The organism is Sphingomonas sp. 28-62-20 (assembly GCF_002281505.1).
The window spans coordinates 65,936-80,585 of record NZ_NCGH01000003.1; the positions used below are offsets into that span (position 1 = coordinate 65,936).

Annotated in this window: 14 protein-coding genes and 1 pseudogene; 6 read left to right on the forward strand and 9 right to left on the reverse strand. The window is 59.0% G+C overall.

Annotated elements, in window-relative coordinates; all coding sequences use genetic code 11:
• Positions 1 to 184: 184 nt before the first annotated feature.
• The 6 genes from yihA to B7Y43_RS03640 form a co-directional block, all read right to left on the reverse strand.
• A complete protein-coding gene (yihA, locus tag B7Y43_RS03615; RefSeq protein ID WP_374130257.1) occupies positions 185 to 823 on the reverse strand; it encodes a GTP-binding protein in 639 nt (212 codons plus the stop codon).
• A gap of 6 nt (positions 824 to 829) precedes the next feature.
• A complete protein-coding gene (yidC, locus tag B7Y43_RS03620; protein ID WP_374130258.1) occupies positions 830 to 2,608 on the reverse strand; it encodes a membrane protein insertase YidC in 1,779 nt (592 codons plus the stop codon).
• 33 nt (positions 2,609 to 2,641) lie between these two features.
• Positions 2,642 to 2,854 (reverse strand): membrane protein insertion efficiency factor, encoded by a 213-nt coding sequence (gene yidD, locus B7Y43_RS03625; RefSeq protein WP_374130259.1) that lies wholly within the window; start codon positions 2,852 to 2,854, stop codon positions 2,642 to 2,644.
• Complete coding sequence (gene rnpA, locus B7Y43_RS03630) at positions 2,851 to 3,177, reverse strand: ribonuclease P protein component (protein WP_374130336.1); 327 nt, start codon at positions 3,175 to 3,177, stop codon at positions 2,851 to 2,853. Before rnpA ends, yidD begins: the two co-directional genes overlap by 4 nt.
• On the reverse strand, positions 3,174 to 3,308 hold the full coding sequence (gene rpmH, locus B7Y43_RS03635) for a 50S ribosomal protein L34 (protein WP_294101983.1): 135 nt from the start codon (positions 3,306 to 3,308) through the stop codon (positions 3,174 to 3,176). The genes rnpA and rpmH overlap by 4 nt, the downstream gene beginning before the upstream one ends.
• A gap of 104 nt (positions 3,309 to 3,412) precedes the next feature.
• On the reverse strand, positions 3,413 to 3,778 hold the full coding sequence (locus B7Y43_RS03640) for a hypothetical protein (RefSeq protein WP_374130260.1): 366 nt from the start codon (positions 3,776 to 3,778) through the stop codon (positions 3,413 to 3,415).
• Positions 3,779 to 3,886: 108 nt separating this feature from the next.
• On the opposite strand from B7Y43_RS03640, the pseudogene B7Y43_RS03645 reads away from it, so the two are divergent.
• From B7Y43_RS03645 to B7Y43_RS03660, 4 genes and pseudogenes are all read left to right on the forward strand, one after another.
• A pseudogene (locus B7Y43_RS03645) lies at positions 3,887 to 4,529 on the forward strand (magnesium chelatase domain-containing protein); the annotation flags it as partial.
• Positions 4,530 to 4,566: 37 nt separating this feature from the next.
• On the forward strand, positions 4,567 to 6,147 hold the full coding sequence (locus B7Y43_RS03650; RefSeq protein ID WP_374130261.1) for a recombinase family protein: 1,581 nt from the start codon (positions 4,567 to 4,569) through the stop codon (positions 6,145 to 6,147).
• A 1,344-nt stretch (positions 6,148 to 7,491) separates the two neighbouring features.
• Positions 7,492 to 8,193: a hypothetical protein gene (locus B7Y43_RS03655; RefSeq protein WP_374130262.1), complete on the forward strand. Its 702-nt coding sequence runs from the start codon at positions 7,492 to 7,494 to the stop codon at positions 8,191 to 8,193.
• A gap of 179 nt (positions 8,194 to 8,372) precedes the next feature.
• Entirely contained in the window at positions 8,373 to 8,960 is a 588-nt protein-coding gene (locus B7Y43_RS03660; protein ID WP_374130263.1) for a recombinase family protein, read from the forward strand.
• A 181-nt stretch (positions 8,961 to 9,141) separates the two neighbouring features.
• On the opposite strand, the gene B7Y43_RS03665 is transcribed toward B7Y43_RS03660, so the two are convergent.
• Positions 9,142 to 9,696 (reverse strand): hypothetical protein, encoded by a 555-nt coding sequence (locus tag B7Y43_RS03665; protein ID WP_374130264.1) that lies wholly within the window; start codon positions 9,694 to 9,696, stop codon positions 9,142 to 9,144.
• Positions 9,697 to 9,978: 282 nt separating this feature from the next.
• On the opposite strand from B7Y43_RS03665, the gene B7Y43_RS03670 reads away from it, so the two are divergent.
• A complete protein-coding gene (locus B7Y43_RS03670) occupies positions 9,979 to 10,209 on the forward strand; it encodes a hypothetical protein (RefSeq protein ID WP_374130265.1) in 231 nt (76 codons plus the stop codon).
• Between the two features lie 33 nt (positions 10,210 to 10,242).
• Here B7Y43_RS03670 and B7Y43_RS03675 read toward each other — a convergent pair whose 3' ends face one another.
• Positions 10,243 to 11,610, reverse strand: a complete 1,368-nt coding sequence (locus tag B7Y43_RS03675) for a hypothetical protein (RefSeq protein WP_374130266.1) — start codon at positions 11,608 to 11,610, stop codon at positions 10,243 to 10,245.
• Positions 11,611 to 12,528: 918 nt separating this feature from the next.
• Positions 12,529 to 13,152 carry a hypothetical protein gene (locus tag B7Y43_RS03680; protein WP_374130267.1) on the reverse strand — a complete coding sequence of 208 codons (624 nt, stop codon included), beginning with the start codon at positions 13,150 to 13,152 and terminating at the stop codon, positions 12,529 to 12,531.
• Between the two features lie 453 nt (positions 13,153 to 13,605).
• On the opposite strand from B7Y43_RS03680, the gene B7Y43_RS03685 reads away from it, so the two are divergent.
• Entirely contained in the window at positions 13,606 to 14,649 is a 1,044-nt protein-coding gene (locus B7Y43_RS03685) for a hypothetical protein (RefSeq protein WP_374130268.1), read from the forward strand.
• Position 14,650: the final 1 nt, after the last annotated feature.

Genomic DNA, 14,650 nt, shown 5'->3' on the forward strand with positions numbered 1-14,650 from the left:
TGACTTTGGATTGGTCCAAACCATACGCCGTTCGCCCTGAGCGAAGTCGAAGGGCATGCGGAGCGTGTGGGCTTCGACTTCAGCCCTACAGGCTGAAGCCAGTCCTGAGCGCCTGCCTTGCCAGGCAGTCGAAGGGCTCAGCCCGAACGGGTATGAGGTTGAATCGACCTAGCGTCATCACGCTCTAACTGATCGCTTCGATCACCGCCGCGCGCAACTCAGGGATTCCGAACCCAACTTCGCTTGAGGTCGCCATGATGTCCGGATGCGCGGCGGGCCGTTTGCGGGCTTCTGCCGCCGTCGCATTGGTGACGTGAAGCAGCTCGGTCGGCTTGATCTTGTCGGCCTTGGTCAGCACCAGGCGATAGCTGACCGCTGCCTTGTCGAGCATTTCCATGATCTCATGATCGACATCTTTCAGCCCATGGCGCGAATCGACCAGCACCAGCACGCGCTTCAGCACCTGCCGCCCGCGCAGGAAATCGTTGATCAGGAAGCGCCATTTCTTGACCATGTCCTTGGGCGCCTTGGCAAAGCCATAGCCCGGCATATCGACGAGGCGGAAGGCGAGGGGGGCGCCCACGTCGAAGAAGTTCAGTTCCTGCGTCCGCCCCGGCGTATTCGATGTGCGCGCGAGGGCATTCCGGCCCGTCAGCGCGTTGAGCAGCGATGACTTGCCGACATTGGAGCGGCCAGCAAAGGCAATTTCCGGCACATCGGGATCGGGCAGAAATTCCAGCGTGGGTGCCGATTTCAGGAAGCTGATCGGCCCGGCAAATGCCTTGCGCGCTGCCTCCAGCATGTCTTCGTCAAATTCAGCCATGCCGGATCATTTCTTTGGAATCGGCTTGGCCGGTGTTTTCGGGGTCGCGACCAGCATTTCAGGATGCCGCGCATAGAGCAGCCGCTGCTGCAGGATCGTCAGCACGTTGGAGGTGATCCAGTACAGCTGCAGGCCGACCGCAAACGGCGCCATCACGAACATCAGCATCCACGGCATGATTGCGAAAACCTGCTTCTGCGCCTCGTCCATCGGAGCCGGGTTCATCTTGAACTGGAAGTACATCGACACGCCGAGCAGGATTGGGATGATACCGATCGCGATGAAGACGGGCGGGGTAAAGGGAAGCAGGCCAAACAGATTGATCGGCGTCAGCGGATCGGGCGCGGCCAGATCGCGGATCCACAGCACGAATGGCTGGTGGCGCATTTCGGTCGACAGCAGCAGCACCTTGTACAGCGCATACATGACCGGAATCTGCAGCAGCGTAGGGCCACAGCCGCCCAGCGGGTTCACCCCTTCGGCCTTGTAAAGTGCCATGATTTCCTGCTGCTGGCGGGGCTTATCGTCCTTGTAGCGTTCCTGGATCGCCTTTTGCTTGGGCTGGATTGCCTTCATCTTCGCCATCGAGGCGAACTGGCGCTGGGCGATCGGGAACAGCAGGCCGCGAATGGTGATTGTCAGCAGGATGATCGCGACGCCGAAATTGCCGACCAAACGGAACAGGAAATCGAGATAATAGAAGATCGGCTTTTCGACGATGCGGAACCAGCCCCAGTCGATCGCCTTGTCGAAATTGACGATATTGCCCTGGTCCTGATATTTGTCGATCAGGCGAACTTCCTTGGCCCCCGCGAAGAAGCGCGTCGTCTGGCGCGCGACCTTGCCGGGCTGGACCTTTACCGGCGTGGTCGCGAAATCGGCCTGGAACGTGTCGCCCGCCGCGCGGAAACCGGCATGAACCTGGGCATTTTGATCGGGAATCAGCGCGGTCAGCCAATAGATATCGCCAAAGCCGAGCCAGCCACCCTTATTGTCGAAATAATTGGGCCCCGGCTTCACATTTGCGCCGAACACCGAACCGAAAAAGCTGCGGTCCGTGCCCTGCAAATTGGGGTAGCCGATGTCGTAATTCGCGCCATTGCCGAAGACGCCGATTGGCCCGACATGGTTGACCCAGCTATCCGGGTCCTTTGGAAGCCCGGTACGTGAGACCAGGCCATAAGGGCGAGCCGTGACGGGCGCTGCACTGCCATTGCCGATCGATTGGTCGATCGTGAACATATAATCGGCATCGACTGAAAATTTGATCTGGAAGCTGACGCCCTGCGCATTGGACCAGCGCAGGGTGACGGGCTTGCCGGGGATGAGGGCCGGTGCGTCAGCGGTCCAGACGGTGTTCTTGTCGGGCGCGGCGATGCCGTCTCCGGCCCAGCCAAAGCCAGCGAAATAGCTATGTTCGGTTCCCGATGGCGACAACAGCCTTTCCGGAGCCGATTTCTTGTCGATCGTCTGGCGATGATTGAGCAGCACCAGATCGTCGATCCGCGCGCCCTTCAGGTTGATCGAGCCTTTGAGCGACGGGGTAACGATCAGCACACGCGGTGTTTCGGCGAGCACGACGCGGCGATCGCGATTGGTCTTCGCGGTATCGACGACAGGCGTGCCGGCGGCACTCGTCACGGGCTTGTCGGCCACAGGGGTGGTTTTGGTGATCGCTGGGCGCTTTGGCGCTGGCCATAAAGTCTGTGCGACGATCGGCCAGCCGACCAGGATCAGCGCGGCGATCGCCAGGAACAGCACCATGTTGCGATTTTCTTGATTCACTGGAAACAGCCCCGATCGTGCAGACGTGAATTTTTAAGGAACAGGGTCGTAGCCGGACCCGCCCCAGGGATGGCAGCGCGCGATGCGTTTGGCCGCGAGCCAGCTTCCCTTGAGCGCGCCATAGCGGCGAAGCGCCGTGATTGCATAGGCCGAACAAGACGGCGCGTATCGGCATGAGGGCGGTAAAATCACCGATGGGCCCAATTGCCAGCCGCGCGTCAGCAGGATCAGCAGCTTGGCGATCATCGCGCTAGCTTCCCCAGCGCCTTTACCAGATCAGCCCGCAACTGCGCAAAATCGCGATCTAGGCCACCAGCGCGGCCAATCAGCACATGATCGCAACCGGGCAGGCCGGCCGTTGGCAGCACATCACGCGCCAAGGCACGCAACCGCCTTTTCATGCGGTTGCGGATCACGGCGTTGCCGATTTTCTTGGTCACCGTGTAGCCGATCCGCATGTCCGCCACGCCATCGGCCCGGTCACGCGCAAGCAGGACGAATCCCGGCATCGGCGCGCGTTTGCCCGCATTCGCCGCCAGAAAATCGCGGCGAATGGTGAGGGTTTTTATGCCGACAGCTTCTTGCGACCGCGGGCGCGGCGTGCGCGCAGGACGTTGCGCCCGCCCACCGTTGCCATCCGCGCGCGGAAGCCGTGGCGGCGTGCACGCACCAGATTGCTCGGTTGAAAGGTCCGCTTCATCACTCATTCCCTGATCATCAGAATGGAAAAGGCCGCCAAAAGCGGCGGCCGAATGTTGGCGGGCCTTAAGCCAAGGTGCGCCCCAAGTCAACGATGACAATTGGTCAGACGCGGCGGCCACCGACGAAATCCCTGATCGTGCGCAGCGCCAGCCGGAAGCGCGAGAGTTTCTTGCCTTCTTTGTCTACCGGCCTGTCGCGTTCGAATCGGCGCAGCGCGCTTGCGCGCCGCAGCCCGAGATCGGCAAAATAGCCCAGTTGCGGCCAGCGGCGCTTCAATCGGACGAAGAACCGCTTTGACCAAGCCGAATTCTGCAACATCAGCGCCAGCCCGGCGGCAAACACGAAAACCCCGCCTGGCCCCGGAATCGCGCCGACGATCGGCGAGACAATGATGATCAGCGCACCAAGCACGGTCAGCCCAGTGCGAAGTGCGGCGCTGCGGGGGCGAATGGGGTGCAGTTCGCTCATCGGGGTGATGTGGGTCCGGTGTATTGTTTTAACAAGACAGTAGGGCTGTGCTTTCTTGTTTTAAAAAAGCAGGTATGAACAGAGGATTAGCCGCGCGGCGGAGGCGAAATGGTCGCGATTGTTTCTACAGTGGCATATCTCGGGCTGGAAGCGCGCGCTGTAGAGGTGCAGGTTCAGGTGGCGCCGGGGGTACCGGCCTTCAATGTGGTGGGGCTTGCCGACAAGGCCGTGGCTGAAAGCCGGGAACGCGTGCGCGCCGCCATCGCGGCACTTGGCCTTGCTCTGCCCCCCAAGCGCATCACCGTCAATCTTTCACCGGCTGATCTGCCCAAGGAAGGATCGCATTATGATCTGCCGATCGCGCTTGGCGTTTTGGGCGCGATGGGGGTGATCGATGCCGAAACGCTGGCGGACTATGTCGTCGTCGGCGAATTGGGGCTGGATGCGCGGATCGCGACATCCCCCGGCGTGCTGCTGGCCGCCTTGCACGCATCGGAGAATCAGAAAGGGCTGGTCTGCCCCGCCGCGCAAGGATCCGAAGCGGCCTGGGCGGGCACGATCGAGGTGATCGCCGCGCCGGATTTGCTGTCGCTGCTCAATCACTTCAAGGGCCATGGGCTGCTGGCATCGCCCGCGCCGGGAGAAGCCGACGCGCCCGATCACGGCCCTGACCTGCGCCAGGTAAAGGGCCAGGAAACCGCCAAGCGCGCGCTGGAGATCGCAGCGGCGGGCGGCCATAATCTGCTCCCGTTGTTGACATTAGACCCCCATAGTGACCTGACGCATCCATGGCCACCAAACACACCCCCGCTTCCCCGCGCAAAGCCTACTCCTACCTTCGTTTCTCGACGCCCGAACAACGCAAGGGGGACAGCGAGCGGCGGCAACGTCAGATGGCTCAAGCCTACGCGACAAAGCACGGACTCACGCTTGATGATGGCCTGACATTTCACGATCTGGGCGTATCTGCCTTTCGTGGCCAGAACGCAGGGGCGGGTCGGCTGGCGTACTTCCTGGAGGCTGTTCACACCGGTCTAGTCCCTCAAGGTTCGGTTCTATTGGTCGAACAGCTTGACCGCCTGAGCCGCGTAGCGCCGCGCAAAGCTGTGGAGGCCCTTGGGGCCATTTGTGACGCAGGGGTGTCGGTCGTCACCTTGAACGACGAACGCGAATACACCTCAGAGTCCCTCGACAATAACCCTACGGACCTTCTTATTTCGGTCGTCACCTTCATGCGGGCGAACGAAGAAAGCGCCACCAAGTCTAGGCGTCTGAAGCAGGCGTGGGAGGCCAAGAGAGAAGCGGCTGGGAGCGACAAGCCGCTTACCGGCATGGCTCCCGCGTGGCTGAACGTAAGCCTAGAGGCCGGAACCATCGAACTCAACGAGGACCGGGCGGCCATCGTTCGCCGGATATTCGATATGACGTTGGCAGGGGTTGGACAGCACTTGATTGCTGAGACGTTCAACCGGGAAGGCATCAAGCCGTGGGGGCGGGCACGCTTTTGGCAGCGGTCGTACATCGCCAAGATATTGGCTAACCCGGCTGTCGTCGGGACAATGACCCCGCACCACATGGACTATACCAGCGGGGTGAAAAGCCGAAAGCCGCTAGAGGCGCTGGAGGGCTACTTTCCAGCCGTGGTGTCCCCCGAGACCTTTGCGGACGTACAGGCCCTTGGTGCCTCTAAGAGAGCGCCGGGGCGGGGGAAGGGGGGCGGGGCCCCGCTGTCCAACGTCCTAGCCGGAATGGCCAAATGCCCTCTTTGCAACAGCACAATGACGAGAGTGCAGAAGGGGGCCCGAAGCCGACCATCCCTTGTCTGTGTGAAAGCCAAGGCGGGGGCGGGGTGTGAATATCATTCGATCCCCTACGCCTATATCGAGATGGCTATTCTGGAGAGGCTCTCTGAGCGGCTTCGCGATGTGCCAGCCGGGGGCCCCGGAAATGACGATGACGAGCAAGCTATCCTGAACCTGAGCGAGCAACAGGACGCCCTAAGGCACAAGGCGCGGACCCTCTTGGACAACCTTTCCTTTGAGCGATCCCCGGCCCTCGTCGCGCGGCTACGAGAAACTGAGACCGAGCTTGAGGCCGTTACCGCTACCCTTTCGGCCCTATTGGAACGGCGTGAGGTAACGTCCGGGCCCCTTATCGGGAATAGGGTGGGGCGAGTATTGGACCTGCTATGCCCTGAGCCGCCTGAGGGGCGCTTGGCGGACCTTGAGGACAATATCAACCGGGCAGCGCTCAACGCCGCGTTAAGGGGCATATTCACAAGAGCGGTGATAAACTGGTCAAACGGAACAGTAGAGTTTGAGTGGACGCACGGCGGAACCACTGAATTGCCATTCATGTGGGCAAGATAGTCGTCATTTGTGGATTATCGCTACTTGTGGTCACTGTGAGACTCCGCTGTCACTACTGAGATTTGTTAGATTTTACAGATTGCCTAAGCTGTCCTGTCTACCCCAACACTGTCTTGCGTCTATCGGGGCGCAATGCGGGCAGTATGAACCATGCCGATCGGTCCAATCGAATTAACAGACGGGTGTGCAACTCCAATGGGGGACGGGCACTATGCGGTCCAGCAGCGTGACGAATACGGCAAGCCTCAGTCGGTAGTTGTGAATGTCGATGATCTGCATAAGATGCTTGCGGCCCTGAGCGCTTGAAGGGGCTTTGGGGCCATGCTCCCCTGTGACGCACTCAGGGGCCCGCCAGAGGCCTATGGAGACTTAGGGGTCGCCCGGTGACACTTAGGCATCATCGCGCCCTGTGAGTCCTCTATGGGCCCCTGAGGATGCCATGGGCCTTGGAGCCTAAGGCAAGGTGATAAAAAACCCCCCACGACCCGAAAGGGCGTAGGGGGCTTTGCTGCTACTTGATCTCGGTAATCGTCCACCCCTTGGGGGCTGAAGGGACCGGGCGGGGTCGGCTGACACGAGAGTGCGAGCTGCGGCGGGGCTTGTCGAGCGAAGGCGTCAATCTCGAAGTGCCAAACCAAATCGGCTTGCGGTACCATCGGCGTAGGGCAAAGGGGACCCGTGGACATAGGGGACCCATAAGTCACCTTAGGGGACCCACTGATGCCTGAGGGCATCCCTACCCCCGATACCCCCGCCACGTGCCGCTGCCCGCCGCCCGTGCCGGTTGATGGCGCACATTGGCCGAAAGGCGCGGCTGGCGCTGTGACATTCGCCGTGCGACATTTGAGCCGCATTGCGGGGACGATGGGCCTACTGGGATGCAATGGGGGTATTCCGATGAAACACGCCTGGACGCTGCTCTTGCCGTTGGCGGCCTGTACCCCGAGCCCGAACGATCGCATTTGCACCACTCCCACGGAGTTGCCAGCGGTGGGAGACTGGGCCGGTTGCGTCCACCGCTGGTCTTATCGCCTTGCGAAAACTGAGGGCCCCGTCTCGGTAATCGCTAAGAGCGTAGTGGGCGGATGCGCCGATGCGATTGCCGCCGCCGACGATCAAGCCGCTAATGATGCAATGGCAGGCGAAACCGAGAAGCCAAAGCCCCTAGCTGACAAGGCCCTAGGGCTTGCGCTGTTTCATGTCGCTCAAGCCCGCGCGGGACACTGCGCTATTCCCTAGGCCGGAATGCCGTCCGTTTAACGAAAACGACGGTTGCTAGTGTGCGAGGCATTGATCGAAGCGAAAAGGCCGATGTAGGCTACGCCTAAACAATAGGCGAAACCGATGCCTCTCGACATTGAAGCGATAGTGAAACCCCTAACCGATCTGGCAGAGCCGGTGGTCGGAACAATCAGCGATACGTGGCAAGCCGTCATAGGAGACCGTATCGCTGTATGGCGTCTAATGAACGCATTGAACCTCCAAAAGAAGGTTTCGGAACAACTGCTTTCAAATGGTCTCATAATTAACAGCACTCAAATTCCCGAACGCTATGCGTTTGCGTGGTTTGAAAAGGCAACCGAGCAAGACGAGCCCGAAATCCAAGAACTGTTTGCACGCTTACTTGCACGGGCTGCCGAGGGAGATGCCGATGCAATTGATCGTCGGCACATCGATACTCTTGCGAGTTTTACCCCGACAGACGCGGTAGTGATGAAGAAGTTTTATGAGCATGGGTGCGATAGACCGAGACAGATGTTTGACGACGAAGAAATAGACCCACAAATAGAAATGGATGAAACGCATTTCCATTTTTCTATCAAAAAAGAGATGGGCAGCATCAACGCGTGGAAGGCAATAGAGCATTTATTGGTTCTAGGAGTGATAGAGAGGAGCTTTGAACCTCATCAAGACACTCTTTCTACGGCGTTCAGTCGTGGCAAAAGCGGTTATGGTACACTTTGGCCGAATAAGTTGAACTTTACGCTTTACGCCAAGCTTTCAGCCACAGCGAACGGATGGTCTCTACATCGCGCTCTCGATTAAAACGTAACCGTGCGCCTCTCGGCCCGCCGCCACGATCCTGCCTATCAAGCACCGCGCCCGTCTGTATTGAAAACGAACGGTTTCGAGCCCTGCCTATACAGTGTATCGAATAATAGCTTGACAGGGTTTGCGATACAATTGCATTAACGAGCTACGTTATCGATACAAGGATGCACGACATGGCCCGCACCTTCGCCTATTGCCGCGTGAGCACCCTGGACCAAACTACCGACAACCAAATCGGGGAGATCACAGCGGCGGGCTTTGCCGTCGATCCGAAGCGCGTTGTGGAGGAAACGGTCTCGGGCTCCACCGCTGCCCGTGAGCGCCAAGGCTTCGCTAAGCTTATGGACCGCTTGGAAGACGGGGATGTGTTGATCGTTACTAAGCTCGATCGATTGGGCCGCAATGCCATGGACGTGCGGGCAACCGTGGAGGCCCTAGCGACTGTAGGCGTGCGGGTGCACTGCCTGGCCCTAGGGGGCGTTGATCTTACAAGTTCGGCCGGGAAACTCACAATGGGCGTAATCAATGCCGTTGCTGAATTCGAACGGGATTTGATCGTGGAGCGGACGCAGTCAGGGCTTAAGCGGGCGCAGGCGGCGGGGACGGTATTGGGCAGGCCTAGCGCATTGACCCCCGCGCAACAGGAAGCCGTGCGGGAACGGAGGGCCGTTGGGGCATCGCTGGGCACCCTTGCGAAGGAGTACGGGGTGCGTAGGGCGACAATCCAACGGGTGATGCGGAAGGCCCCTGAGACGCCCTGAGACGTCGAAGGCCTGGGGGTGGCGGCTCTCGGCAAGACAAACGAGGGCGTTGCGTCTAGGTGGGCTTCTACCGGGGCCTTAGAGGGCTGCTATATGCGGGCTGGCATCAACGGAGTTCCAGACTTCCGGTCAGTGTGTTGGTCCATTTTTGCACCCGTCACCCCTTCCATTTAATGTAACTTTATATCATTGCTGAGCGAGGCCGATCAGGGAGTCCGCCGCCCCCCCGCCTTGCCGCCTGCCTAGCCCTAATTTCGGAGACGACGTTCGGACGGCGGAGGTAGGCGTCGGAATATCGAAGGTCGTTCCATTCGCCGCGCCACCCTGAGAATTTCAAGGGGACAGGCGGAAGCCGCCTGTCGCTGTCGATCTGGAGGAACATGGCCGGGTTGTCCGGTCGGGCATTTGGGCAGAGTTGCCGCGCCTGTCGCTTGACCCATGCGGTGATCTGCTGACCCTTCCCAGCATCGTAAAGATTGGTCCAGTAGAACACGCCAGTCGGGGAAAGCACGATTGCGTCTGTTACACCCTCAGGCCCGTATTCCAGCGCGATGCGCTTGCAATGCGCCGGGAGCGATGGAGTGTTAACAAGGTCCGTGCTGGACGTAGGCCAGCCCAAAGCCTCTTGAAGGTCGAGTAGGGAGAAGTAGGGCACCCCGCCGTCCTCAAAGGTGATGGAGGCGATAGGCTTGTCTCCAAAGAGCAAGTCCGTGGAGGTTTCATCTGAATTGGTCATTGTCGGTTCCTTAGAGGTGGGATGAGGCCATCACGCCACGGGGAGGCCATGAGGTGCTAAAATATTCGGGCCATGACACCACCCAATGTCCGTGCGAACACAGTGTGTTAAGTGTGTATATCACCAGCAAGCTTGGTAAGATGATGTAACTTTGTATCATCGTCATGTCTGTGTCGGAGAGGGACCCCGAGAGGGCCTCATGCGGGCACTGCATCACTTTGAAATCTGAGGGCTGACGCCCGCCGCCGAATGCTCTATGCATAGCGTGAAGCTTGGAGCGATATGATGGTAATCCACCCGAGCGTTATCGGTACGCGCAAAGAGATGATCTATGAAGACGGCCAGTGGAAGAGCGTGCTGGTTGTAGAAACGGGCTTGCAGATCGACCCCGCAAGGCCGGACTATGACGCCAATCAGGAGGGTGCGCTCCAAACGGCGATCGTCGATTTTATGAAAGCGCATCCCAATTTGATCGATGCTGTTTATGTTCGATCGCGGCGTGCAGACGCCTAAGAGCCCCACCGACAATTAGCGCTCCCCCACCTCTCAGTGAATGCGTGGAACTGGAGGGGAGGGCATTCCCAGCGTGTTCGTGAAGTAGCGGGCGAAGGCGGCTTTGAGTGCTACCGCCGCTATGTCGCGCTTGGACCGAGGGACGCAAAGCGCGTCATGGACCGGCAGGAACCCGATGCCTTGTGCCCTAAGGTCCTTCATGGCCATCATCATGATTTCCGCTTCATGATATTGGAGGTCGTGTGTGCTTATGCCGTGGCCTCCTAGGCCCCTCAGGACCGGAAACCGCTCAAGCGCCGCACGTCTCGCACGGGCGTAGCGTTTGCCGCCGCCGTCCGGGCTTGAGGTGCCCAAGGCCCGCATGATCCATGTCTTTACGTCTTCCCGCTCGATATCGGGGAAGCTGTATGTCTCCCCGTCCGGTGCGAAGGGGAGCCCGAGAAGGCCGTGAAGGATCGTAAGGTGCGCTGCACTGAGGTCTACCTCTTCGACCTCTTCACTATTTATGCGGAGAGTGGCTTTGCGGGCCCTGCGGCCTGCCCCTGAGTCCTTGCCGCTATCACTCAGGCTTTCGTATGCGTCGGCACGTGGCATCGAATAGAACCGTCCGCCCCATTGCCACGCGAAGCCCGGTTGATCCGCCTTGCTGTAGAGACGGCGGAGGCCCGCGAAGGCAATTCCTTCAATCCGTCCATCCTCCATGAGGAAGGCGTTAAGGCCCTGCATTTCTGTTGCCAAAGCGGAGGCCGTCCGGTCCGTTGGGTCGATCGGCACCCGTTGGACCTTCTCAGCACGTCGGGCCTGCGGGGTTAGGCTCTTCTTCATTGCCCGCGCTTCAATCACGTCGCATGTGGTGGGCGGTGGAGCCTTACCCCTACTAAAGTGTGCCGCAAGGTTGCTTATGGTTACGCCATGCTCTTCGGCCATCTGGAGGAGGCGGGCTGTTGGCCTGAAGGAGGTCGGGGCGGACGGTGGCTGAACGAAACTCTCATCACCTTCGGCCTGGGGATACCTGAAGCCCTTGAGTTCCTCCAAGAGCCCTTGGCCGCCCATAGCGTCTCGCAGGGCCTTGAAGGCGGTGGGTGTGCCTGGATATTTGCGAAGCGCGACATCGGCTGTGCGCAGCTTGCTCCAGCGCCCTACCGCCCTGGCGTGGAGGAGGTCGGCAAGGAAGGGACCAAGCGCCTCTCTGTAGCGCCGCTGCATCGTGGGGCGGGCTTGGACCTTGCGACCCCTGGCGGGGACGATAACGTGATTTATGATGGTGGTGATGAATGCTTCAGCCTGTGGCGACTTGGGGCCGCCTGAGAGCAGCATAGAGCGGGCGAAGGTTCGGGCGTCTCGCCTATCGGACACACGCTCAGGAAGCATCATCTCCCCCAGCGACATGAGGACGTGCATGGGTGATCCTTATTGTAATTATGAATGGTCCATCTTGAGGGGACCTAAGGGCTAAAGGGGCCCACTAGCATTAGGCATAGTGCCCTAAAAACTCTGGACCGGAGACGGTCGGACGGCGCGGGTGGCTCGGTAGGTGGCGAAAGTCCCTGGATGTGTTTGGTTGTTCCATAGTGAGGAGTAATGGACCCGCCGCATGGCCCCTGCATCGGCTGGTTGTGCGTCAGTCAGGACTAACGGCGCAGCCGCGATCTGGACGCCATCGCGGAGGTTGTGAGCGGTTAGCGCTCGGCTTTCGGACAGGCAGTTTTCGGAAGGTTGTTCTATAGTCGGCACTAATGGGTGGTCCGGCCTAGACGCCACCTACTCCACCGCTCCAGTCTGAGGCCCCCTATCTTCCGCTAGATCGAACCGCCGCCTAAGGACTTCCATTCGCCGGGTAGGGCGGGGAGGGGAAGCAAAGCGATGGATGACTGGCAAAGCGCGGCGTTACCCTGGATAGCGATCGGGATATCAATCACTGCGCTATTCATTTCGTGGTTGAGCTACCGCGTAAGTAAGTCCAGCCAGTTATCTGAACGGCCTTACTTCGATGAAACCGACATTTCCAACGGGCAGACCTTGAAGCTATGCGGTGACAATGCCGAACATTGGCAACTCAAATCAATCCGCCTTCTTTGGCCGCTGACCAATCAATTTTGCCGTAACGACGGGACATATGATCCCGCGACCGGTAAAGTGAAGCCCATTATGGTTCCAGTCGGCCGAAAGATATACGGGTGCAAGGTAGTGTTCGTTTCCGATTCGTCCCGGCCATCATTTCTCTGGGCAAAGGCAGAATCAAAAACACGCCCCAAATACACTATCAGGCGCTTTATAAGAGTTAGACCTATAACAACCCAATGAATATTGCTTGAGCATTCACTTACGGCAGCCTTTCGAACGGCGTTCAACTGCGGCGGACTTACGACGCTCAGCGCGATTCCCTAATGCGCTCCTCTTTACTTGAACTGCCGACTTCTTCGCTGTTTCGTTCGTCAATTCTCGTAATAAGGCAGTTTGCGCTCTTGATTCTTCAAGAATCTTCCGATTGATTTCGGTTTGAGTTCGAGACTCTGCTAGAGCCTCCCGTGCATCATTGTCAGAGTTATGACCGACCCAGATAGTGTAGATCATCGCCAATATCGTAAAGATCAAATTCCAATCGATTCTTGTCCTGTCGCTTCTCTCAATTATTTTGGCTAGTTGACCACTGATTTTGCTCAACTGCTGAAGCGCATCATCTGAGACAATGGCCCCGGTCGCGGCCTCTTTCACCACCTGACTTGCAGCATCGAGTTTTTCCCGTGTCATACCGGGGGCGCGGAAGGCGGAAATCACTTCGCCTACAAAATCATAGGTGCCAGATTGAAGATTGGCATGCCCACCGCATTTTGGGCATGGCACACCGACGCCTTGTATCCTCACGCCTATCAAGTCTGAGAACACTATGTCTTGCGAAAGGCCGCGATATCCGCAGCGCTGACAATTGACGGGAATAGACATTGCCGCTCCTCTGTAGGGAACGATCGCTAGGCTGACTCATGGGGGGGCGTCCAGCGGTTAACGCCTGAAAGGTTCAGCCCCGTAAATGCACGAGGGTTAACTGCCAGTCCTAAAGGTCAATAGCGACCGTAAACTTCAAGGGAACCTAGCGCCCCCGTTGCCAATCGAGACCGTTGCAGCCAAAACACCTCCATGCGGAAACGGGCGGCAATCGAGATTGAGGCAGCAGTCATCGGGGCGCTCTTGCTTGCCTCAATTGTAGGTTGGATCATTGGGTAAATTACCTCCGCTCCTATTGGGGACCCAGGGGGTCTAGGAGGGCAGAAGCCCCACCCTGGTCGTGAGTGGCCAAATGGCCCCAGGTGTGCCGTACGGGGCTAACAGGCCCCCTCAGGGGCATATGACTACGGGCCGCCATTGACTGCGTTTCCGAATTGTTCGATATATGAACTAATGGTGTTCCCCACGGCGACCCTCGACCCCAAGCCCTTCAAGGCCTTCGATGCGCGACCTGCGCCGGACGTCATTAGGTCCTATGCCGAACAGATCGTAGCAACCGGACACCCCGAGTTGATCCCCGACCTTTATCACCAGCCGATAGGTAAGGATGAGCCTTTCCTAAACCTTCGCCCGCTCGAGGTGGCGAAGGATCGACGGGCGGACGGCACTATGATGCCCTGTCCCCGGTGTGCAACACCGAATAAGTTCCTGTCGGGATGGCTGATATTCCTCACAGACCTCAAGGCCATTGCTTGCGTCGGTAACGATTGTGCGGGCGGCGCAGTGCAGATGGCGGCGAACCGTGAATATGAAGAGCGATTGAAGAGAGAGCAGGAAGAAGAATACCTCCTGGAGGCCCTGCCGATGCTTAGAGATGCTCTGGCCGAAGCGGCTCTGCTTGCCCCACGGGCCGAAGTCGCCACAGCGCTCCACAAAGCGCTCAGGAAACTCAAGGAGCCTTTCGCTGCTCTACGCGATGCCGCCAGAAACGGAGGGCAGCTCAGCGTCAACGAGGTCATGCAGACCACGAGTGGCGGGCCATCGGGGATACGGACTAGAGGCTCCAGTGTCCAAACCCGAACGGTGCGGTTTGGCCTGCTTGCCGGGGCGGGGGCCTTCGTAGGCGCGTTCGATCCCTTGAAGGCCATTCAGGAGGTCCGCGCTGCCTTTGAGAAGTTCCAGTGTCACGATGACAATGCGGCTCTGGAGGCTGTAGCGAGCATGACGGACGAGCAACGGGCGGCGGCCTATAAGAGTGTCAAAAAGTCCTACAAGCGCCTGGCAGAGGCCCGTGCTGACTTAGACGGATTTTCCGCCTTCTTCACCGATGCCAACCTAGACCGGGTCAATGAATGGGGACGCCACCAGGACGCACCCGTGGCCATCGAGCTGATATTGCGTGGACAAGGGGACGGAGCATCCCGCCTTGACTATAAATATCGAAGCGGTGCCACGGCTGACTTCGCCAGTATCCCCATTCGTCCCGGCTACATTTGAC